Origin of the sequence: Paenibacillus cookii (assembly GCF_018333375.1) — a bacterium.
Taxonomy (GTDB): Bacteria; Bacillota; Bacilli; order Paenibacillales; family Paenibacillaceae; genus Paenibacillus_AQ; species Paenibacillus_AQ cookii.
Window position 1 is genome coordinate 44,348 of record NZ_BORW01000018.1, and the last position, 20,870, is coordinate 65,217.

At 51.7% G+C, this 20,870-nt stretch carries 17 protein-coding genes and 1 pseudogene; 16 read left to right on the forward strand and 2 right to left on the reverse strand.

Annotated elements, in window-relative coordinates:
- Positions 1–75: 75 nt before the first annotated feature.
- From KI367_RS16295 to mazF, 9 genes and pseudogenes are all read left to right on the forward strand, one after another.
- On the forward strand, positions 76–1,185 hold the full coding sequence (locus tag KI367_RS16295; protein ID WP_246537009.1) for an amidase domain-containing protein: 1,110 nt from the start codon (positions 76–78) through the stop codon (positions 1,183–1,185).
- A gap of 313 nt (positions 1,186–1,498) precedes the next feature.
- The gene (locus tag KI367_RS16300; protein WP_212950936.1) at positions 1,499–1,789 is read left to right on the forward strand and encodes an NUDIX domain-containing protein; all 291 of its coding nucleotides are present in this window, start codon (positions 1,499–1,501) and stop codon (positions 1,787–1,789) included.
- Between the two features lie 93 nt (positions 1,790–1,882).
- Positions 1,883–2,287, forward strand: a pseudogene (locus KI367_RS16305) (class I SAM-dependent methyltransferase); the annotation flags it as partial.
- A 241-nt stretch (positions 2,288–2,528) separates the two neighbouring features.
- Entirely contained in the window at positions 2,529–3,899 is a 1,371-nt protein-coding gene (locus KI367_RS16310; RefSeq protein ID WP_212950940.1) for a toprim domain-containing protein, read from the forward strand.
- Positions 3,875–5,296 carry a hypothetical protein gene (locus KI367_RS16315; protein ID WP_212950941.1) on the forward strand — a complete coding sequence of 474 codons (1,422 nt, stop codon included), beginning with the start codon at positions 3,875–3,877 and terminating at the stop codon, positions 5,294–5,296. Before KI367_RS16310 ends, KI367_RS16315 begins: the two co-directional genes overlap by 25 nt.
- Entirely contained in the window at positions 5,286–6,002 is a 717-nt protein-coding gene (locus KI367_RS16320) for a hypothetical protein (protein ID WP_246537013.1), read from the forward strand. Before KI367_RS16315 ends, KI367_RS16320 begins: the two co-directional genes overlap by 11 nt.
- Position 6,003: 1 nt before the next feature.
- Positions 6,004–9,249 (forward strand): SMC family protein, encoded by a 3,246-nt coding sequence (locus KI367_RS16325; RefSeq protein ID WP_212950943.1) that lies wholly within the window; start codon positions 6,004–6,006, stop codon positions 9,247–9,249.
- Positions 9,250–9,331: 82 nt separating this feature from the next.
- Positions 9,332–9,562, forward strand: coding sequence for an AbrB/MazE/SpoVT family DNA-binding domain-containing protein (locus KI367_RS16330; RefSeq protein WP_036712908.1), 231 nt, complete (start codon positions 9,332–9,334; stop codon positions 9,560–9,562).
- A complete protein-coding gene (gene mazF, locus KI367_RS16335) occupies positions 9,556–9,897 on the forward strand; it encodes an endoribonuclease MazF (RefSeq protein WP_212950944.1) in 342 nt (113 codons plus the stop codon). Before KI367_RS16330 ends, mazF begins: the two co-directional genes overlap by 7 nt.
- A 151-nt stretch (positions 9,898–10,048) precedes the next feature.
- Here the strand turns inward: mazF and KI367_RS16340 are convergent, their stop codons facing one another.
- Both KI367_RS16340 and KI367_RS16345 read right to left on the reverse strand, forming a co-directional pair.
- Positions 10,049–10,720 carry a phosphotransferase family protein gene (locus KI367_RS16340; protein WP_212950985.1) on the reverse strand — a complete coding sequence of 224 codons (672 nt, stop codon included), beginning with the start codon at positions 10,718–10,720 and terminating at the stop codon, positions 10,049–10,051.
- 14 nt (positions 10,721–10,734) lie between these two features.
- Positions 10,735–10,959 carry a hypothetical protein gene (locus KI367_RS16345; RefSeq protein WP_212950946.1) on the reverse strand — a complete coding sequence of 75 codons (225 nt, stop codon included), beginning with the start codon at positions 10,957–10,959 and terminating at the stop codon, positions 10,735–10,737.
- Between the two features lie 496 nt (positions 10,960–11,455).
- On the opposite strand from KI367_RS16345, the gene KI367_RS16350 reads away from it, so the two are divergent.
- The 7 genes from KI367_RS16350 to KI367_RS16380 all read left to right on the forward strand — a co-directional run bounded on the left by KI367_RS16350 (position 11,456) and on the right by KI367_RS16380 (position 20,848).
- Positions 11,456–13,204 (forward strand): protoglobin domain-containing protein, encoded by a 1,749-nt coding sequence (locus tag KI367_RS16350; protein WP_212950948.1) that lies wholly within the window; start codon positions 11,456–11,458, stop codon positions 13,202–13,204.
- 347 nt (positions 13,205–13,551) lie between these two features.
- Positions 13,552–14,478 (forward strand): ABC transporter permease, encoded by a 927-nt coding sequence (locus KI367_RS16355; protein WP_212950986.1) that lies wholly within the window; start codon positions 13,552–13,554, stop codon positions 14,476–14,478.
- Between the two features lie 39 nt (positions 14,479–14,517).
- Positions 14,518–15,399 (forward strand): carbohydrate ABC transporter permease, encoded by an 882-nt coding sequence (locus KI367_RS16360; RefSeq protein WP_036712915.1) that lies wholly within the window; start codon positions 14,518–14,520, stop codon positions 15,397–15,399.
- Positions 15,400–15,519: 120 nt separating this feature from the next.
- Positions 15,520–17,097, forward strand: a complete 1,578-nt coding sequence (locus KI367_RS16365) for an extracellular solute-binding protein (RefSeq protein WP_212950950.1) — start codon at positions 15,520–15,522, stop codon at positions 17,095–17,097.
- 96 nt (positions 17,098–17,193) lie between these two features.
- Positions 17,194–18,237, forward strand: a complete 1,044-nt coding sequence (locus tag KI367_RS16370) for a response regulator (RefSeq protein WP_212950952.1) — start codon at positions 17,194–17,196, stop codon at positions 18,235–18,237.
- Positions 18,237–20,084, forward strand: coding sequence for a cache domain-containing sensor histidine kinase (locus KI367_RS16375; RefSeq protein WP_246537020.1), 1,848 nt, complete (start codon positions 18,237–18,239; stop codon positions 20,082–20,084). The genes KI367_RS16370 and KI367_RS16375 overlap by 1 nt, the downstream gene beginning before the upstream one ends.
- Entirely contained in the window at positions 20,081–20,848 is a 768-nt protein-coding gene (locus KI367_RS16380; RefSeq protein WP_212950955.1) for an SDR family NAD(P)-dependent oxidoreductase, read from the forward strand. The genes KI367_RS16375 and KI367_RS16380 overlap by 4 nt, the downstream gene beginning before the upstream one ends.
- Positions 20,849–20,870 lie beyond the last annotated feature (22 nt).

Sequence of the window (20,870 nt, forward strand, 5' to 3'; positions counted from 1 at the left end):
ATGCTCAAAAGGACATTCAAGGATTTTTAATAAAGCCCTGACGCTTAAATAACCTTGATAAGGGAGATTTCCGCTGTGTTACGACTGTTTTTGCTGATTGGCATGTCTTTGATCCTTTGTTTATCGCCATCGGATGCTTATGCCCTTTCCCCCGAGCAGGACGATGATAAAGAAAAGATGATGCCGTTTTTGGAGCAATTGTACCAAGACCGCAACCGCTTGCTCATTGATCAGCAGCCGACGACGATCGAGAAATATTACGACCTGTCCGAGTCCGGGGGCCGCTACGCTTACCAAATGGAATTAAAGCGCGCAAAATACGTCCACGCATGGATTGAAAAACGCGGACTTCGGCTGATCGCCGCCGAACCCCGCATCCGAATCGCCCGTTTGAAGGAAGTCGGGGATCAAGCCGTGCTTTCTTTGGTCCAATCCACCAAAATTTCTTACGGCTACAAGACGTCGTCCGTTCCCCCGCAATCCTTTGGAATCGGTACCCGGCATGCCCTTATCCTGAAAAAAACGAGCGACGGATGGATCGTTAAAAAGGAGTGGTACCTCGATCCGCTTGAAGAAAATCCGGAGCTGATCCCGGATTCCCCTCCCGGCTTTCCGCATCTGTCGCCCGAACCCGAGGCGGCCAAAAAAGAAGGCAGATACAAGCGGGAGCGCGCCGTCGCTTACGCCAACAAATATGCGGGACTGGCTTGGGGAGCCGGCAATAACAATCGGTACAACCGGAATTATAGGGATTATACGTCTCTGGGAGGAGACTGCACGAACTTCGCATCCCAGGTGCTTGGCGATAAAAAGGAAGGCGGCGGATTGCCGATGTCCGGCATTTGGGGATATCGGGGAGGCGGAAGCCAGGCCTGGGTGCAGACGGATGCCTTCCAGCGCTTCTTGTTTTACTCCGGATACGGCCGCCAGATTGCCAAAGGGACATTTGAAGAAATTACGCGATCCGGCGACAAGCATCCCCATGGCGCGATTGCCAAGCTGCAGCCGGGCGATCTGATCGGCTACGAGCTGAAAGGGGACACGGACCACTTTTCGGTCGTCGTCGGGAAGGACGCGAACGGCTATCCCCTCGTGAACTCCCATACCGCCGACCGTTATCGCGTACCATTCGATTTGGGATGGGATCAAACGACGAAGTATATTTTGATTCATGTTAGGGATTAGGGGGATTGCTGGGGTTAGGGATGGCGGTGGTTTGAGTGGAACTGCATTTAGTTTTTTACGAGATACAAAAACAGGCTCAGGAACCGATAATTAATCACTTCGTCCAGAGCCTTTTTTAAAATCATTCCCCGTGAGGGTCTTTAAAGGACTTTAACGGCTTCTTTTGATTTCATCCAGCGTTTCCCCGTTTTTATCCTTCCAATCCACCCAGCCGTTTGAGGGCCTTCAGCAGACGCTTTGACAATATGGGATAATAATATAATAGTTGTTAGGAGAAAGATGAATTGAGCTATTAAACAAGGAGGTCCCCCCTTTGATCCAAGTCGCCGCAGCCATCATCGAAAACGAGCAAGGACAAGTCCTCATCGCCAGAAAAAAGCCCGGCAAACCGCAGGCAGGCCTGTGGGAGTTCCCGGGAGGCAAGCTGGAGTCCGGAGAATCGCCAATCGACTGTCTGAAACGCGAGCTCCGAGAGGAAATGCAAATCACGATCGAGCCTTCATCCATCAAATCAACGCTGAAACAAGCATATGACAATCATGCTGACCTCAGAAACGCTGCGGAGCTGGAGGGTGGAAGGCCGAGGAGCGGGACAATGTGCTGAATGCGTTCCAGTCGAATGATGTGCACAGCGTTCTAGAAATCGGCGCGGGTCCGGGGCGGGACAGCTTGTTTTTTTTAAAAGCATGGGTTTGATGTCACAGCCGTAGACTTATCCGAAGAAATGGTCCGTTTATGCAAGCAAAAAGGGCTGAGAGCAAGGGTGATGGACTTTTATCATCTGGATTTTGCGGATCGCTCCTTTGATGCGGTGTACGCCATGAATTGCTTGCTGCATGTGCCGAAAGCGCAGCTGCCCGGCGTGCTCGCGGAAATCAAACGCGTTTTGAAGCCCGGCGGATTGTTTTATTTAGGGCTTTATGGAGGGATGTCCACGGACGGCATTTGGGAGCAAGATACGTTTGAGCCGAAGCGATATTTTGCCATGTACCCGGATGAGGACATTCAATGGATCATCCAAATCTATTTTCAAATGGAAAACTTCCATACCCGTGATAGCGGCGAAGGAAGCCCTCATTTTCAAGGGATGACTCGACTATGATCATGACGAAGGCTTGTTTATCGTCGGCTTGTCCAACATATCGCTTTCGTCCTTCAAAATGGGCTTCGAATGGAATTTGGCCATGAATGAAAAATTCATTGGTATCACTGTCGTTAATTAGTAGCTACCCGATATTTCCCGCCTGAAAGGGCGGGGTTCTTATTTTCCAGATATCCTCCCGCCTCATTTCCTTCACTATGCTACAATTAAAATAAATTACATTTATAAAGGTTCGTTGTTTATGATCATAAATCAATTTGAAGAAATTAAAAAATTCATTGAAAAATACATCTTAAAGAAAGGCGAGCAGATCGAACCCGTTGGCCTGGATACGGCTGAAAGTATTACAGAAGGTAATCTTCATGAATTAACTATCGTAAAAAGAACCGTTAAAACCTATCGAAAGACGGGGATGTTGATTGTTGCTGTTAGTTATGAGGATGAGTCACAGTTACCCTCAGAGAAATTGCTTGAATGGAGCGTCGGAAGGAAAGCTGATCTTAAGGAAGATTCGAATACCTTCACTTGGTTAGAGCAGGGTTGGATTATGAAAGAGTATCGTTTCAAACAAGACGGCAGAACTGCGGAAAGAATCAGTTACCGTATGGGACTTCGTTTGTTTCAATATAAGCAGGGGGTTATTGACAATAAAAGAGAGGCTGAAGACCGGCAGTGGTCTGAATTGCGGCAAGCGCTTAGGAACGAACTTGATATCCTTAAAACTCTTGAACCTGCTCATTCAGATACTTCTTCTTGGCTTCCGGAGCGAAAGGAAAATATAACGTCTTTAATTTCAGTGTTGGATGCGCTATTTCAACATCATCTCTTGGATGACTTCAGTTCTTCTCCTGAATTTCCGGCGAGTTGGACAAGAAAAAAACGCTTCGTGTTCATGCATTTCTTACAGGCTTTTATCCACTTGTCTGTTCGTAAGCAATTTTTTGACTGGAAAGAGATCGGAGCTTCCTATGAGCGGGGCATCGGGGGGTCTAAAACCTTTGATTCCCACAAGCAGGATTTTCTAGGTCTGGTCGAAACCTGGGCATCCTGTCCGTTACCTTTGCTAGGGTTGAATAGTCTTGGACAGATCACGCCTATTTATTTTACAGGTCCGATATCGGGCAGGTACTCGAATTATTTGGCTGGGCCCGTCTACGCTTTAACAGACCTGGCTGTATATAAAGATGACTATTCGACCTCAGCCGGTACACTCTGGCTTGCGGAGAACAGAGCAATTCTGACCAGATTTGCAGCTGCAGAGGAATTTGTCCAAGACAGCGGCTTATTGGTTATCGGAGTAGACGGTCAACTCAGAAGCGCGCATGCCCGTCTGATTCGGCAGTTGCTTCAAGGAGATTCCATCCAGCAAGTGATCATATGGACTGATTATGATGAATCCGGTCTTGTCATTGCCAGTCATCTGACATCGGTTGTAAAAGGGGCGAGTAAAGAACGAATCACAATGAAATGGATATGCCATGATCACTCGATCCTGACCCGGTTTGAAGAATACGAGAATTATATGAACGAACTGCTGATGAATGGTGAGCGTACAGAACAAGAGCTGATTTTGGGGAGTGAGACAGATTGGAAGAAATGGATCGAATGCTGATCTCGGTATTCGACAAAGACGGAACGGTTCCCGAGCTATATCAATCGATGCGGGATATCAGTTATCTTGCAGGTGTATTCAACGATCTCGGTACGCATCAATGGTTGACGCCGGGAGGGATATTCCGATTTCTGCGCATCATACAGCTTCTAAATGAGGAAGCTTTGGGCCTGGCTGAGCCAATTGAAAATACAGATACATTATTCTATCGTTACAGAAATAAATACACAGATCCAAATCCTCCAACCCAAAAGCAGATGGAGCAAATCATCAATATTTTGGTGAAATACAACTGGTTATCCAAACAGTCTAGGCAGATCAAGCTGCGCGATGCAGGGAAACGGATGATGGATGCTTTGGTGCGGCTTGCCAATGACTCATTGGCCTATTATATGCACGACGAGATTGGACGTTCTTTGTTTCAAGCAAGGCGAGACGCAGAAATCAGCGAAGCCTACGATGATCATGGCATTTCCGGCGGGAACAAGATTGCCAGCATGATTCGTAATGTCGAGAATGCCATCCAGTTGCTCAAAGAACGAGAGCTTGAAATGCTGGCCGATCGTAATGCATTGCCACAGTTAGAGCTGATTCACGAGTTGATGAAGGAGCTGCAGGGCAAGCTGGAGGAGCGTTACCGGCAATTTCAGACGTTGGAAGATAGTCTGGTGTTGACTACTTTGATGCAAAAGGGAACCTCTGTATTAGCGGAAGGCACAAGTCTTAGTCTTGGGATGACGAATAAATATTTAAAATTTGCCACGATGCGGGAAACAGTGCTTTCATCTTATATTCAGCCTGAGAAGGTACGTGAATTCATTATCAAAATGTATAATCCGCCTGTTGATTCTGACATTCCAAATCCTTACCAAATGCTAAGCTTCATGGAACAGGATCAGTACGAGGGCGAGGCATTGGATGGGCTATGGATTCCAATCAAGTTTGCAGCTCCTATTTCTGCGGCTGATATTTCGGATTCGGTTCATTACTTGGAGAACTATGAGCCCAAGGTGAAACCTCTGGAAGAAGAGGGAGAAATGATCGAATACAAACTTGAGCAAATTTCTGCAGATGAGCTGCAGCAGTATATAGGAGACACCACCTGGCTGATGACGAAATCCATGATCCGCACCGAAGAGGTCGAACAATATCTCGATCAATATGATGAGGCGGGGATGGAGCAAATCATGATCGAAGCCGCGGGCCCGCGCTGGTCAGACGCCATCAATTCCTTGGCGGCTATTTCAGCTCTTATTGGCAACGACAAGGTTTGGATGAATAGAGCTGGATCAGAACTTCAGCAGTGGCCCGACAAGGTCTGGAATTGGATCAATCCGAAGGATCGGGAATGGACGATTAAAAAAAGAAAGCCGGGAGATTTGCATGATGAATCATGAGGAAATGAGGAAACAGAAGGAAGATCGGGTAGAGCCTGCGGAGAATCAGGCGGCAGAGAGTCACACATTGCAGGCTTTACAGGGATTAAAGGGAGTTCTGACACCGCAGGAAGAGCTGGTATTTATGAATATTTTGTTCTCCTCATCTGCAACTTTGCGAGGGGGCAACTTTGGTTTGTCCAGAAAGGAAGCCGAGAAACAATTGGGCACTGCAAGTGATAATGATGCTCTTGATTCTTACATTATTAGGGTTAACCAGGCAGTAGGGAGATATTTCAAATTGATCTATGACGACCGACGGGATCAACTGATTGTTATGATGAGGGTTCCTGCTAGAACTGCAAGAACCACTTTGTCTGAAGAAAGTCTGGCGCTGCTGCTATATATCTTTTATCAGCAAGAGGTGCTGCAGCATGAGTACACCCTGTTTGATCAGCTGCTGCATGCACTTGGACATGAAACGACGAAAGCCAATCAGAAGCTGCTGAATAATCTGGATGCACTAAAAAAAATCGGAGCCATTGAGGAATATAGCGACAATGAATTTTCGAATGAACGAGCATATCAGTTGACGGCTATCGGAGCAAATCTTTTCTCGGATTCATTCCTACGGCGAACAGCTGAATTTAGTCAGTCCAATCAGCTGAGCAAAGAGGAAGTGCTCAAGTTCTTCAGACGTTACAATTTACACACCGGAGGGGAATAAGATGATTCCATGGAAGCTAACCTTTTCAGGCATTCGAGATTATGATCCTGCTTATCTGGATTTGTCCGGTCATACGGATCATATTATGGTCACCGGTCCCAATGGAGCAGGAAAATCGACGATTACGTACTGTATGGGTGCTGTCCTCTACTCCTCTAAAGTAGAAGTTGAAGGGCTGAAATCACGAAATTTACCTCCCGATGAAACTTGGAGAGCACGTATTGCGCTGCTGTTTTTGAATGAAGGATCGATGAAAATCGACGCTCCGCGCTATATCGAATTTACGCTGCTGATCAAACAGGAGCCCGGTGAGCCGATCAAGAAGGAATTTATTATCGAAGCAGGTGATGAACAAGATCATTATACAGATAGAAAGCATTATACTTCAGGAGATCGGGAAAACAGCTTTACCAAGTATAAAAGAGACTTGCAATATGTCTATAGAATTGACCCTGACCTGTTTTATTTAATCTGGTACCAGCAGGAAGTAAACCAATTTGCGACGATGTCGCCGGAAGAACGATTCCGTATTTTTAGCGAAATGCATGGCATTACGGATGCGCAGAGAAATTGGGAAGAAAGCATGGTCAAGTTGAAGGAAACACGGGAATCATTGTCTATGGCACAGACGAGACTGGCCGGTACGAAGCAAAATTTAAAGATTATGAAGTCTGAACTGGATCGATATGAGCTAAACCGCAAAAGGCTTCGAGATGGCGGAATACTGCGCTCCGTATCGCTGCTTCGTCTTGAGAAATATTTCAAGCAGGAAAGGGCTATGTATCTCGGACAGGCAGAGCAGCTGTTAATAGACCAAGAGGAACAACTGGAAAAAGAGAATGTATTGATCGAAGAAAAACAGAATCTTGATGCTCAGCGGATCCGATGTGATGAAGATAAGGAGCGTGTTGCCGGAGAGATCTCTGATCTCGAACAGAAGCTTCAGAACTTGCAAGAGGACAGGGATGTGCTTAAGACAGAGATTGCTGGACTGAAGCAGGAGCTTGCCATGCTCGAGGAAGAAAGAAAGTATATTCAGCGAACAGAAGCTCAGGTGAGTAAAGGGCTGGAGGACGTTTATAGAAGATTGGCTGAACTGACAGAGCAGGAACAAAGCAACACGGAACAAGTTTCACAAGTCGGGCTAAGCCTTACCGACCTTCGGAACAGATCAAGCGAGCTTAAGGCGGCTCTTGAACAGGATGAGAAGGAAGAATCCTTGCACCGTGATATTTTAAGTCAGCATTCTTCCAGTCATGAGGTACAGCTTGAAATGAATCGACTCGAGGAGAAGATCAGGAAAGGCAGAAACCACGGTTATGACCTTGATCGGGAATTGAAAGTGCTGGAGAGGGAATTAGAAAACTTGCGGATGGATCGGAATATCTCGGTCAGGCAGCAAGCATCGCTTCAATATTTTCAGAGGCTGGGCAGAAAGGCGTATACGCTGAGTGACTTGATTGAACTGGATGAGGCGGCACATCCAAAGTATGAGGATTCATTTAATACGATCAAATATACGATTTTTTTCGGCGGAAGCGTTGACGGGATCAAACCTCCGAACGACTTGTATCATGTCTCTTTGCATTCGGTTGTTCCAGATCGCTCGGTTACTGTTTTGCCGGCGCTTCATCTCAAGGTAAAACGTGATTTGTCTGAGGAGATGACGAATGACGCCAGCAAGGCGCTCTGGTGGGTAGAACAGTTCTTTCTGCAGAATTCGGTCCGAATCGAGGAGGAAGTGCTTCGGGATGCTGCCGGACTTCGGGGGAACCAGGAGCAGCCGCGGTATATTCTAAGTGCACGAGCACTTGAGGTTCGTCAAAAACAAGTCGAGTCCAATATAACCAAACTTTCCACAGAACTGGAACAGATCTATCAGTTGGTCGAGGAAGATACACAGAAAAGTCAGATTCTGGGGGGGATCATTCAGCAGGTTCGTATGGCTGAAGCTTTTATGACGAGACAACACGAGCGAATGCAGCGTCAGGAACAGTTAAAGCTGATGACTCTAAAGTTGTCCAAGTTGGAAGAAGAGCAGAATCATTTATCGCAACTGTTTCGGGAATTGGTGCGAGTCCGGGCCAAGCTTGAAAATGAGCAGGAAAGTTTAGAACGAGAAGCGGCATTTTATGAGAAGCTAGGTGCGCAGAGGGAACAATTTGAGCAGCTGCATGACAAAGAAGCCCAGCTTCAGTCATTGGAAAGTGAAACGCAGGAGAAAGAAGATGAATTACAGACATTAGAAGACCGTTTGGAGCAACTGGAGAAGAAAGGAAGAAAGCTGGACCGGGAGATTGGCGATGTAGGGCATCGACTGCAGCTTACGAAGCAGCTGGTGAATCAACTTCACAATCAACACCACAAAGCGGAAGAAGGAAAGCAGAACGCGGAATCAGAAATGACGGTACTCGCTAGGAAGATTGAAGACATGAAGGGAATAGTGCCTGAAATCTTTAACGAGGCTAAACAAATTTATGCGGAGAAATATGCCAAGGAAGAGAAACCGGCAATTAGGGCGCTTCGGACAGATGCGGAAAAAGGGGAAGTTACCTTTGAAGAAGCAAGAAAAGAAGAAGTAGATCCTGCGGCTCCTGAAAATTACCGAATTGCCAAGGAAAACTATGAGCAACTGGAGGATGAATATAAGCGGACCAAAATTCTGCTGGAGGCGGATGAGCAGCGGACGGTCGAATTGCAGGATCTTTTGGAAACAACGATTAGCATGCGCGTAAGCGAAATTCAGCAAAAATTCAGGTCCTATATGTCTTTGTTTCAATTTGAGGGCCAGGTAGACTGGGATTCTCATGAGGACAAGCAGGGAAGAACTCACTTCCATTTGTATATTAGAGCTCGAAAAGAAGGACACCGGGGCAAGCTGGAGGATGTGAGCATCAAAGCGCGCGGCGGAAGGGTAGGTAAAGGTGTATCCGGAGGAGAGGAATCGCTGAGTTCCTTGCTGTTTGCGCTCTCCCTTTTGCAGAATTTACAGTCGAGTCCCGGATTTATCGTGCTTGACGAATTTGACAGCGCACTGGATGAGCAGCGCAAAAATATGGTCTTTGACCTTTATGTTCGCGAACTTAAACGAAAAATGATCATCCTAACTCCTAAATCGCATGAGCCAAGCTATTTCGAGCGATTTAACAAGGCTTATGTCGTGTATCATAATCCGCTAATTCCACAGAGTCAGGTCATTGGATTGAAAAAGAAGGAGCAAACGAACCTTCAAGTGGGAAACGCATAACTCATAAAGGCAAGGGACCAAAATTTGACTTTTAGCCATATTGGGTATATACTTTGTATATACATTTTCAGGGGGCGGTTCCATGTTTCATGTGCAAAAGTGGGGCAATAGTCTAGGCATTCGCATCCCGAAATCCCTTGCTTTGAAGGTTGGGCTGGAGGAAGGGTCGGAGATCGATCTTGATGTGGAAAACGGCCACTTGGTTATCAAGCCGAAGTCCACTACACTGGAGGAGCTTCTTACTCAAGTTACACCTGAGAACCTTCATGAAGAGGTGTCAACAGGCGGGCCGGAAGGTCGGGAAGCATGGTAAAAACCGAATATATACCGGATCGCGGCGACTTGGTTTGGTTGCAGTTCAACCCGCAGGCGGGGCATGAACAGGCAGGCAGGCGTCCGGCACTAGTGGTTTCTCCTGCAGCTTATAATGGAAAGGTTGGACTTTCCTTGTTATGTCCGATAACCTCAAGGAGAAAAAGCTACCCCTTTGAAGTTATTATTCCGCAAGATTTGCCGATTGATGGAGTAATCCTTGCCGATCAGGTTAAGAGCCTTGACTGGCAGTCCCGTCAAGCGATGTTCATCTGCAAAGTTCCGCCCAAAATCCTCTCCGAAGTTATTTCAAAACTGAGCTTGCTAATCCTCTGACAAAATAATGCTTCCGAGACCTTGGGCAAGACCCCATTTAGTGGACAACGAAAAAAACTCCAGGATACAAGCTGGCTTCGGTATTCTACCGGCGTCAGCTTGTTTATGATCGTGCTGCTCGTCATGCTGGACCGGGGACTGGACGAGTGGTTCAAGCCGATTCTCCCCGAGGAAGCCGCCCCATTTTTCTGTGAATATTTGACGGACAAGGAATACCGGAAGCTAACCCCGCCCACGCATCCATAAACTCCACCGCCTTTACCCGCTCCTGCCACGTCCGGTCTATTGTACGCAGCATTTGCCGGCTGCCGGCGCGGGAAGGGAAACGGAAAGCGGACCAAACTTCGAGCGGGAGCGCATAAAGGGCGGCGATGGTTTTTCGTGCAGCCTTGCCTAATGGCCGGTGTTGTTCGTACCCTGTCAGAAACGATTGGATGAACTCGGGATTGAACTGGGTCGTGTTTTGGATCGCCTTGGCCGTATCGATAAAGGCCGAGCCCAGCCGAATCCGGTCCCAGTCGATGAGAAAGAGACGCCCGTCGCCGGAAAGGATGACATTCGGCATCGTGACGTCGTTGTGAACGAATGAGGGACGAGCGGCTTCGTTCTTGATGAGCCGGAGCGTCCCCGGGGTGGCGAGCTCGCTCCATGCCCGTTCCGAAAGCGATGTGCAGGCTTTGCCGTACGTTTCGATCCATCTTCGGTATCTCCCTTTTTGATGCAAACGCGCCGTCGTTTTGCGGAAAAAGGAATCCTTTGTTTTCCATAACCGAATTTGTTCAAGGGCGGGAGCCCGTTTGAGACCGGCCTTTCCCGGGGGGATGGCATGAAGCGCGGCTAAAGCCTGCCGAGCTGCTCAAAGTCCTGCGCCGTTTGCATGGGATGCCCTTCGATCCATGCCGTGACGTAGAAAGGCCTTCCCCGATCCAGAATCCACAGCTTGCCTGAATTCGCGGCATCGGCGCCGAGGAAATCATGTTCAATCCGAATTGGCGGGCGATGCCGCGAATTTGCGAGCGTGGATATGGAGCGGGCATGGAAAGCACTCCCTTCAGCGATCACGGCCATGCTGCCCCGAGGAGCGACGATGGACGTTCGATCCTATCCTATTCGTCCCAACAGGGAGTGTATGGATGCACGCCCGTAACTCTTCCCATGAACAGCCCATTTTTCATGCAATCATCCGCAAAGGGGATATGGCGGCAAGTCAAGCGTTCACATCCGCTTTTTAATATTTTTCGAAAGCACCTTTTAAAGGCGAAGCAGGAACCCAAGCATCAGTTCATCCGGCACGCTTCTTAAGGGGTGCATTTTTTGTGTTCATGAAATTTACGCTTCTGTTCATATCCAGTTCTTAACCAGATTTGCCGATAAATAAGAAAGCAGGAATCGTAAACGGTTTCGAGATGGGCGCATTGTCTCGGCAACCAGTTCCTACGCAAGCCGGCGGCAGCCTTCTACAATGCCGGAAAGCGGCGTCAGGGATAAATCGAGAGAGGTTAATAGGCTGCAGCGCTGGCATGATCAACAAGAACCAAACACATCAGGAGGGGATCAGATGTTTTTTCAAAAGAAGAGTCGGAGGGATGATGACGGACCCTTGCAGGCTTCGACGGACGTTGCGGCGGCGGGCCATTTGAAGCAAAAGCTGGAATTTTTGCAAATTCATCAGGCTGACTTGGAGAACGTGCGCCGGTTAACGGCGCTGATCGATGCGCACGCGGAGCGGATTACCCATCGGCATTACGAGATTTTGGCGCAGGTTCGGGAGATGCGGGATATCATCGAAGAACACAGTACCCGGGAGCGCCTGACCGGCACGTTTATCGCTTATCTGAAATCCATTCCGCGCGTCGAGCTGGACGAGTCCTATTTTGAGTCGCGGATGCGGATCGGGCATATCCACAGCCGTATCAAGCTTGCGCCGGAGTGGTTCATCGGGGCGTTCACCCGGATTTATGAGGAGCTTGTTCCGCTCATTTTAGAGGAATTCCCGAATCGGCACAAAGCGGCGGCGATCATCACGTCGCTGAACCGCATCATCACGCTGGACACGCAGCTGGTGCTGGAAGCGTACGATGAAGCGCATCATTACCAGGTGATCGAAACGAACAGCCAAATCGTCGAAACGTTGATCGAAATGGACAAAATCAAACCGCTCCTCGATTCGGTCGCGCAATCGTTGGAGGAGACGAACAACGTTAGTACGGGAGCGCAGCAGCTGTCCGCGTCGGTTCAGGAAGTGGCCGAACACGCGGCACGCATGGCGGAGAGCAGCAACGGGATGCTGGAGCAGGCGCAGCAGGGACAGGAGGTGATCGCCTCGGCGCTGAACGGATTTCTGGCGATCACCGAACGCTTTGCCGACACCCGCAGCCGTTTCGAAGAACTGCATGAGACGGTGCAAAACGTGACTCAGGTCGTCGGTCTCATCCGCGAGGTGGCGGAGCAAACGAATCTGCTGGCCTTGAATGCATCCATTGAAGCGGCGAGAGCCGGGGAGGACGGCAAAGGTTTCGCCGTCGTCGCAAGCGAGGTGCGGAAGCTGGCCGAACAGACGAAGGGCTCGGTGGAGCAGGTGACAAGCAGCATCGCCCGGATGGATCAGACGACGTTCGACGTCCGGCGCCAAACCGAGGAGATGGAGCAGGACATCTTCGGGCACGTAAACCGCGCGCAGGAAGCGATCGGCAGTCTGGACCACATGATGCAGCTGATCAAAGGGATCGGCGAGTCCACCTCCGGCATCGCGGCGGTCGTACAGGAGCAAGCCGCGGCAACGAAGGACATATCGGCGCGCACGGCGGTCATGCTGGAGCATCAGGAACGGATTCAGCAGCATGCGCTGGCGACCGGCAAAGACATTTACGAAGCGAGCAAAAAAGTAAACGGGCTGCGGCTGCAAACTCTCGGGCTGTTTCCGCGCCTGAGCGAAGAGCAGACCCTTCGCACCGTGAAAACCGACCATCTGCTGTGGCGCTGGTGGGTATACAACAGCCTGCTCGGTTTTCATCGGCTCGACCTCGAAGCCGCGGGGGACCATCACGCATGCCGGTTGGGCAAGTGGTACGATGAACGCCGAACAAGCGAGGCCCTCGCCAAGCTGCCGTCCTTTCAGGCGCTCGATGAACCGCATGCGCGAATCCACCGGCTGGCGAAGGAGGCCGCCCGGTTGATGGACGGCAAGACCGCGGCCTCCGAGTCCTACAACGTGCTGAAACCGATTGAAGAAGCATCGCGCGAGGTGCTGGGGCATTTGGACGAACTCCGCCAGGAGCTGTTTGGCCGCAAACGCAAGCAAGCCTGAGATTTTTCCGCGCGGCCTTTTACGCTCAGGTCGGATCCCCCATACTGGACATGATCACGGCCTCTTCTCCACTCCAGGAGAGGAGGCTTTTTTATGCCCGCGAGCGGCACCCGGCCGTTTCATTCTCCAAGCAACGCCTCCTTCCGATCCATCCCTTTTTTCCACCTTAAAAAATCACCAGCCCACAAAGAATCCAGCCATGGAGCATCCCGCCTTCCGCCGTTAGTATGAAAGTAGAGGATTTGGCAAAATCCGAAAACTTTTGAGTTTCTAACCTATTCCCATACGGCAGAAGGAGGATCGATATGTCAACGAAACCCGAAGCGGCCGAAGCGCTCCCCCCGGGCATGGGGCGAAGACGCGTCAAGAGCGGCGGCATCGCCCGGCTGATGTGGAAGTATAAGGCGCTGTACATCATTTCGCTCCCCGGCATTTTGTATTTTCTCATTTTCAAGTACATTCCGCTTGGCGGCTCGATCATCGCGTTTCAGGACTACAACATTTTTAAAGGGTTTACCGGCAGCGAGTGGGTAGGCTTTGCGCATTTCAAGACGATGTTCGAGCATTACGACTTTTTGCGGATTTTGAAAAACACGGTGCTGATCGGGCTGTACGACCTCGTCATCGCGTTTCCGGCGCCGATCATTTTGGCCATTTTGCTCAATGAACTGCGGCTTGTCCTGTTTAAAAGGGTGGTCCAAACCGTCGTGTACATGCCCCACTTCCTGTCCTGGGTCGTCATCGCCGGCATGTCCGTCGCCATTTTGTCGCCCGCCACGGGCATTCTCAATCAGCTGCTCGGGTTGTTCGGCATCGACCCGCTCTATTTTTTAGGCGATAACCGTTACATCCGCAGCGTGCTGGTCGGCTCGGGCATTTGGCGCGATACGGGGTACGGCACGATTTTGTACCTGGCGGCTTTGGCGGGGATCAACCCGGAGCTGTACGAGGCGGCGGAAATCGACGGGGCGAACCGCTGGAAGCAGACGCTGAAAATCACGCTCCCGGCGCTGCTCCCGACCATCATGATTTTGTTCCTGCTGCATATCGGCAAGTTCCTGGATTTCGGGTTTGAACGGGTATGGGTGTTCCTCAACGCGCTGAACACGGAAAACGGCGAAATTTTGGATACGTACATTTACCGGGCAGGCCTGTTGTCCCAGCAGTACAGCTACACGACGGCGGTCGGGCTGTTCAAGTCCGTGGTCGGCCTGGTGCTCGTGATGGCAGGGAACTTCTTCAGCAAAAAGACGACGGGCGAAAGCCTGTATTAGAGGATTTTACACATCATCCGATGAAGAGGAGGAGGACCCATGAACCGGAAAATGTCCGGCGGCTACAAAACGTTTAACGCGTTTAATATTTTGTTTTTGACGATACTCGGGCTGGTCATGTTCCTGCCGTTCCTGAACGTGATCGCGCAGTCCTTCAGCTCCTCGGCGGCGATTACGTCGGGAAAGGTCACCTTTTGGCCGATCGAGTTCACGCTGATCAACTACGAGTACGTGTTCAGCGACGCGTCCATTTGGCGCTCCTTTGCCGTCTCGGTGTTCATCACGGCGGCCGGGACGCTGGTCAATCTGGTCGCCACGGCAACGCTCGCTTATCCGGTATCGCGGCAGGAATACGTGGGCAGGCGGATCGTCGTGCTGCTGGTGCTGGTGACGATGATTTTCAGCGCGCCGCTCATTCCGAACTTCATTTTGATCAAAAACCTGCACCTGATGAACACGCCATGGGCGCTGATTTTGCCGGGAGCGATCAGTGCGTTCAACTTTTTCGTGATGCATTCGTTTTTCAAGCAGCTTCCGGCCGAGGTGATCGATTCCGCGCGCATCGACGGATGCGGCGAATTGAGAATCATGACGAGCATGGTCGTGCCGTTGTCCAAGCCGGTGATGGCGTCGCTCGGCATTTTTTACGCGGTAGGGCATTGGAACGCCTACATGAGCGCGCTGTATTACATCGATCAGCCGAAATGGTGGCCGCTGCAGGTGAAGCTGAAAAAAATGTTCGAAACGGACGATATCAGTATTGACCCCGGCGCCTCGCAGTTCAGCGATTTGGCGTTTACGTCCCCGGAAGGCATCAAAATGGCGACGATCATCATCGCGACGCTGCCGATCATTTTGATTTACCCGTTTTTGCAAAGGCATTTCGTGAAAGGGCTTACGCTCGGAGCGGTCAAATCTTAAAAAATGCCCAGCGCACATGAAGTTGCTCCCTCACGGTTGCTGGGGCTTTGACGATACAATCTGGCTAGCGAAAATCATCCATGACCTGCAAACATCATTTTTTTGAGAAGAGGGGATAACATGAAAAAATGGGCAAGCTTGCTGCTGGCGGGCGTTATGGCTGCAGGGCTGCTGGCAGGATGCTCGGGTAAACAGGAGACGTCCGGCGGGCAGGAGGAAAGCAAGGAAGAAACGAAGCAGGCGGCAGCGGATGAGGTCACGAAGTTTTCGATTTCCTTGCGGACGCTCAACTTCGGACATGTCGAGAAATCGCCCGATATCAACCAGGACAAATGGGTGAAACGGCTCGAAGAGCTGACCAAAACGGATTTGGATATCCGCCTTGTGCCGCATAAGGAATACGAGCAGAAAATGGCGCAAATGTTCGCGACGAACGACATTCCGGACGTGGTGCAGGGACAGGGCGGCGTGACGGGCAAAGAAATGGCGGGTTCCGTGGAAGCCGGCGTGTTCATGCCGCTCGACGATTTGCTGAAGGAGCACGGGCAGAACCTTTTGAAGAAAATTCCAAAGGAAGCTTGGAATCGCATGACCTATCAAGGTAAAATTTATGGTATCCCGGAATGGCTGTCCAATCCTTCCCGCCGGGCGACGTGGATTCGCAAGGATTTGCTGGATCAGACGGGGCTGCCCGTGCCAAAGACGGTCGACGAGTATTTGAACGTGCTGCGCGCCTTCAAAAAGCTCGGCGTGGAGAACCCGTACATGGGAAGGCAGGATTTCAAATATGCGGATACGTTTTTCGGCGCGTATGACGTATTCCCGTACTTAAGCCAGTTTGAAGAAGTGAACGGTGAAGTGCAGCCGAAGTTTTTTGATTCGGAAAACATGATGAAAGCGCTCTCCACGTATAAAACGATGTACGATGAAGGGCTGATCAATAAAGAGTTCGCGACGATCAATCCGACGACGTTCAAAAACACGATCCTGGCGGGCAAAGCCGGCATGTGGTCGATGAACGCCAACGAGCTGATCCAATGGGAAACCCAGCTGAAGGAGTCGGTGCCGAACGCGAAGCTGGAAATCATTCCGTCCCCGGTCGGACCCGACGGCAAAGGCGGATATTACTTGTACGGCGACGTCAACCGCTCCTACTTCATCAACGCCAAATACAAACATCCGGAGAAGGTCATTCAATTCCTTGACTGGATGGTGTCCGACGAAGCGGAGAAGTTCTTCACGTTCGGGGTGGAGGGCGAGAACTACACGATGAACGGCGACAAAATCGACTACAAGCAGCCGACCGATTCCCAGGGCGTCGACGAGGAGCGTTACCGCCAGTCGTTTTTGTGGCTCGTGCAGGATACGACCTATAACAAAGGTTCGCTCAGCCTGACGGAAGAAGGCCGCAACCTGATGAGCGTGTTCGATAACATTCTTGCGAATGAAGGCCGCGACGGCATGGAATTCGAGCCCAGATTGGAAGCGCTTAAAAAGAACCCGGACATTACGCCGCTGTCGGATACGCCGCCGCCGGTCCTCATCACGCATATGGTGAAAATGGTGTACGGACAGGAGCCGATCGAAAATTGGCCGAAGGTGATCGAGGAGTGGAAATCGAAAGGCGGCAAGGACGTGCTGGCCGAAGCAAACGAGCGGTTCCAGAAAAAAGAAGGCGTGTTCCTGCCGCGCAAATAAACCGGCTTCAGCCGGCAGCCTTTGGACGAAGCAGGTGTCTTAGCTAAACCCCGGCGTCTACCGGATGAACGAAATCGAAAGGAGCTGTTCCATCGGATGTATCGCATTCTCATTGTTGATGACGAACCCATGATTTTGAAAGGCCTGACCGTATTCATTCGGCAATCCGGGGTTCCGGTTTCATCCATCCGCGAGGCCGCCAACGGAGCGGAAGCGCTGGAGGCCGTCCGGGAAGAGCTCCCCGATTTCGTGTTCACGGATATCCGCATGCCCGTCATGGACGGTCTGGCGTTATGCGAAAAACTAGCCGAAATGGACGCTCCCGTGCAGACGGTCGTCATTTCGGGGTACGACGACTTTACGTATGCCCAGACCTGCATGAGCTACGGGGTGAGGGAGTACCTGCTGAAGCCGATCGGCAAAAGGCAGCTGCATGATACGCTGGGTCGGCTCGTGCAGCGCGCGTCCAAACTCGGACGCTCCGCCTATCTGTCCGTGGCCAAAATCGACGAATGGCTGGAACGCTTCGAGCAGGCGATTTATTACGTGGACCGGGCGCAGGCGCAGGAGCTGCTTCGTACATGGGGAGAAGAGATGGCGGCTTACGGGCTGTCTGATCTGCAAAAGACCGAAGTGCTGGAAGAGTTTTATGCGCTGCTGATGAAAAAGCTGAAGGCAAAGGATGTCCACATTCCGCTTGTGGAATGCCTGAATCTGGAGCGGGGGCTGTCGTTTGCGGATGCCTGGAAGCGGTTCGAGGACAGCGTCGGGCAGACGCTGGAAAACCTGCACCGGCGCAGAAAAGGCAAGCTGAAGGACCCGATCGAGGAGGCCAAGGCGTATATCGAACGCAACCTCGCCAGCGAGGTTTCGCTGGAGGAGGTGGCCGAACTGCTCGGGCTGCATCCGAATTATTTCAGCGTCATGTTCAAGCAGACGACCGGCGAAACGTTCGTCCAATACCGCACGAAACGGCGCATGGAATACGCCAAACGGATGCTCGGCGAAGAGCGGCACCGGATCACGGACATTTCTTACGCGGTTGGATACGCCGACCACTCCAACTTCACGAAAACCTTCAAAAAATACGAGGGCATCTCGCCCTCCGAATACCGGCAGAAGCTGGGGATCTCCTCTTGATGTTCGGCAAAAGCATATCGCACCGCATCTTCTTTTATTTTACGGTGCTTATCGTCATTTCGTTGTCGGTGGTCGGCGCCATCACGTACGTCCAATCCTCGAAGCTGCTGGATCGCCAGCTGGAACGGTATTTGTCGCAAATGATCGCGCATGCCGCGTACCATACGGACTTGTATTTGCAGACCTTTGACAATGCGAGCAAAACGATTTTGTCCGACCGCGACGTGCTCCAGTTCATGGAGATGGACCCGGGCAACAGCTTCCAGTATTACGAATTGTCCGAGCGGATTCAAAAAAAGTTCGATCAGGCGTTTATCATCTACCCGCAGATCGACTTGATTTATGTCATCAATCAGGACGGCAAAGCGATTACGACGAAAGACATCATTCAGGACGAAGTGAAGGATTACAAAGCGTATTATGAATTGATCGAAGGGCAAATCCCGAAGGACGGGCTCGGGGCGCTGATCAACTCGGCTTCGGTGGCCCCGGGAGACGCCCAGTACATTACGTTCATCCGCCGCGTGCGCGGGATCGTCTCCCACCAGCCCCGGGGCATTCTCGGGATGAAGCTGAACACGAAGGAAATCTCGAAGCTGTGGGGCCAGATGGATCTCGGGAAAAAGGGATATTCCTTCATCGTTGACGGACAGGGCCAATTCGTGGATCAGCCGGATCAGGTTGCCGCGGATGAATATATGAATGAAGAGATCAAGCGGCAGCTGCTGGCGGGAGACCGGGACACGTTCACGGCGAAGGCGAACGGCGAGCGGCGGATGTACGTGTCGCAGCGGCTGCATGCGGCCGATTGGCGGATGGTCATCTCCGTGCCGGTGTCCGAGCTGCGTGAGCCGATCATGAGCATCCGGTACACGACGGTGATCGCCGGCGCGTTTACGCTCATGATCGCGTTGTGGTTCGCCGGCCGGTTCGGCAATTCGCTCGTGCAGCCGCTGAAGAAGCTGGTGCGGAACATGCGCATGATGGATAAGGGCGAATGGAAAACGATCGACGATGACGGGCGCCAGGACGAATTCGGCTTTTTGATCCGCAGCTACAACATGATGCTGACGCGGTTATCCGAGATGATCGAGCGGGTGTACGAAGCCGAAATCCGGTCCAACAAAACGGAGCTGAATTTGCAGCGGATCGCGCTGGAGCAGCACAAAGCGGAGTTCCAAGCTTTGCAGCTGCAGATGAACCCGCATTTCCTGTACAACACGCTGGAGACGATCAAATGTTACGCCGTCGTCCAGGACTCGGAAGAAATCATGGAGATCGTCGAAGCGATGGCCCACATGCTGCGGTACGCGCTCCAGACGAATTTGGCGGAAATTACGGTCGTCAACGAATTGAAGCATGTGCTCAGCTACATGACGATCCTGAAATACCGGACGCAGCGCGAATTCGAGCTGGACGTGGCGATCCCGCCGGAGCTGCTGCTGCACAAAATGGTGCGGCTCACGCTGCAGCCGCTGATCGAGAACATGTTCCAGCATGCGTTCCCCGACGGTGTGCAGGATCATCACCGGATTCGCATCGGCGCGTTCATAGAGGAGGAACGTTTCCATGTCGTCGTGGAGGACAACGGGGCGGGCATGACGGCGGAACGGCTGCGTTCCGTGCGGGAAAAGCTGCGGCTGAACCGGCTGGCCGAATCCGATACGGGTTCGCTCTATCATAAAGGCGGGCTTGGCTTGATGAACGTGCACCGCCGCATTCAAATGGTGTACGGCGAAGCTTACGGACTAACGATCGACAGCGTCCCGGGCCAAGGGACGGTCATTACGATGTCGCTGCCGCTGGACGGCAACATGGCATGCATATACGAAGAGAGGGTGGGATGACGGTGGATTTGCACGGCAAAATCGCGCTTGTGACAGGGGCCAGCTCGGGAATCGGGCGGGAGATCGCGAAGACGCTGGCAGCAAGCGGCGCCGCGGTAGGAGTACATTACCGCAGCGGCCGGGAGCAGGCGGAAGCATTGGTCGCGGAAATCGCGGAAGCCGGCGGCCAAGCGGCCGGGTTCGGTGCGGACGTGACCGATACAAGGCAGCTGGAGGCCATGGTTGAGGCCGTTCAGGCGGAGTTTGGCGGCCCGGTCGATATTTTGGTGAACAACGCGGGCCACTTGGTGAAACGCATGCCGAACGTCGACATGACGGAGGAGCATTACGACCGGGTCATGGACGTGAACTTCAAGTCCTGCGTGTTCTTGAGCAAGCTGGTCATTCCCGGCATGATCCGCCGGGGCGGCGGGAAAATCGTCAACATGACGTCCGTCGCGGCGCATGACGGCGGCGGCCCGGGCGCATCGATTTATGCGGCGAGCAAGGCGGCGGTCATATCCTATTCGAAAGGGTTGGCTAAAGAACTGGCCGGACACCGCATCAACGTCAACTGCGTATCGCCGGGGTTTATCGGGCAGACGGCTTTTCATGCGACCTTCACTTCCGATGAAGGCCGGGCCGCGACCGTCGCCAAAATCCCGCTGGGGCGGGAAGGCACGCCGCAGGACGTGGCAAACGCGGTGTTGTTCCTGGCGTCGCCGTTATCGGGTTACCTGACCGGGGAGACGATCGAAGTGAACGGCGGATTGTTTATGCGTTAACGACGACATGGCACATGGAGGG

Coding starts and splice junctions, on each gene's coding strand:
- KI367_RS16325 (WP_212950943.1), top strand. CDS start 6,004: ATGATTCCATGGAAGCTAACCTTTTCAGGCATTCGAGATTATGATCCT.
- KI367_RS16320 (WP_246537013.1), top strand. CDS start 5,286: ATGAATCATGAGGAAATGAGGAAACAGAAGGAAGATCGGGTAGAGCCT.
- KI367_RS16310 (WP_212950940.1), top strand. CDS start 2,529: ATGATCATAAATCAATTTGAAGAAATTAAAAAATTCATTGAAAAATAC.
- mazF (WP_212950944.1), top strand. CDS start 9,556: ATGGTAAAAACCGAATATATACCGGATCGCGGCGACTTGGTTTGGTTG.
- KI367_RS16365 (WP_212950950.1), top strand. CDS start 15,520: ATGAAAAAATGGGCAAGCTTGCTGCTGGCGGGCGTTATGGCTGCAGGG.
- KI367_RS16360 (WP_036712915.1), top strand. CDS start 14,518: ATGAACCGGAAAATGTCCGGCGGCTACAAAACGTTTAACGCGTTTAAT.
- KI367_RS16355 (WP_212950986.1), top strand. CDS start 13,552: ATGGGGCGAAGACGCGTCAAGAGCGGCGGCATCGCCCGGCTGATGTGG.
- KI367_RS16375 (WP_246537020.1), top strand. CDS start 18,237: ATGTTCGGCAAAAGCATATCGCACCGCATCTTCTTTTATTTTACGGTG.
- KI367_RS16380 (WP_212950955.1), top strand. CDS start 20,081: ATGACGGTGGATTTGCACGGCAAAATCGCGCTTGTGACAGGGGCCAGC.
- KI367_RS16350 (WP_212950948.1), top strand. CDS start 11,456: ATGTTTTTTCAAAAGAAGAGTCGGAGGGATGATGACGGACCCTTGCAG.
- KI367_RS16370 (WP_212950952.1), top strand. CDS start 17,194: ATGTATCGCATTCTCATTGTTGATGACGAACCCATGATTTTGAAAGGC.
- KI367_RS16330 (WP_036712908.1), top strand. CDS start 9,332: ATGTTTCATGTGCAAAAGTGGGGCAATAGTCTAGGCATTCGCATCCCG.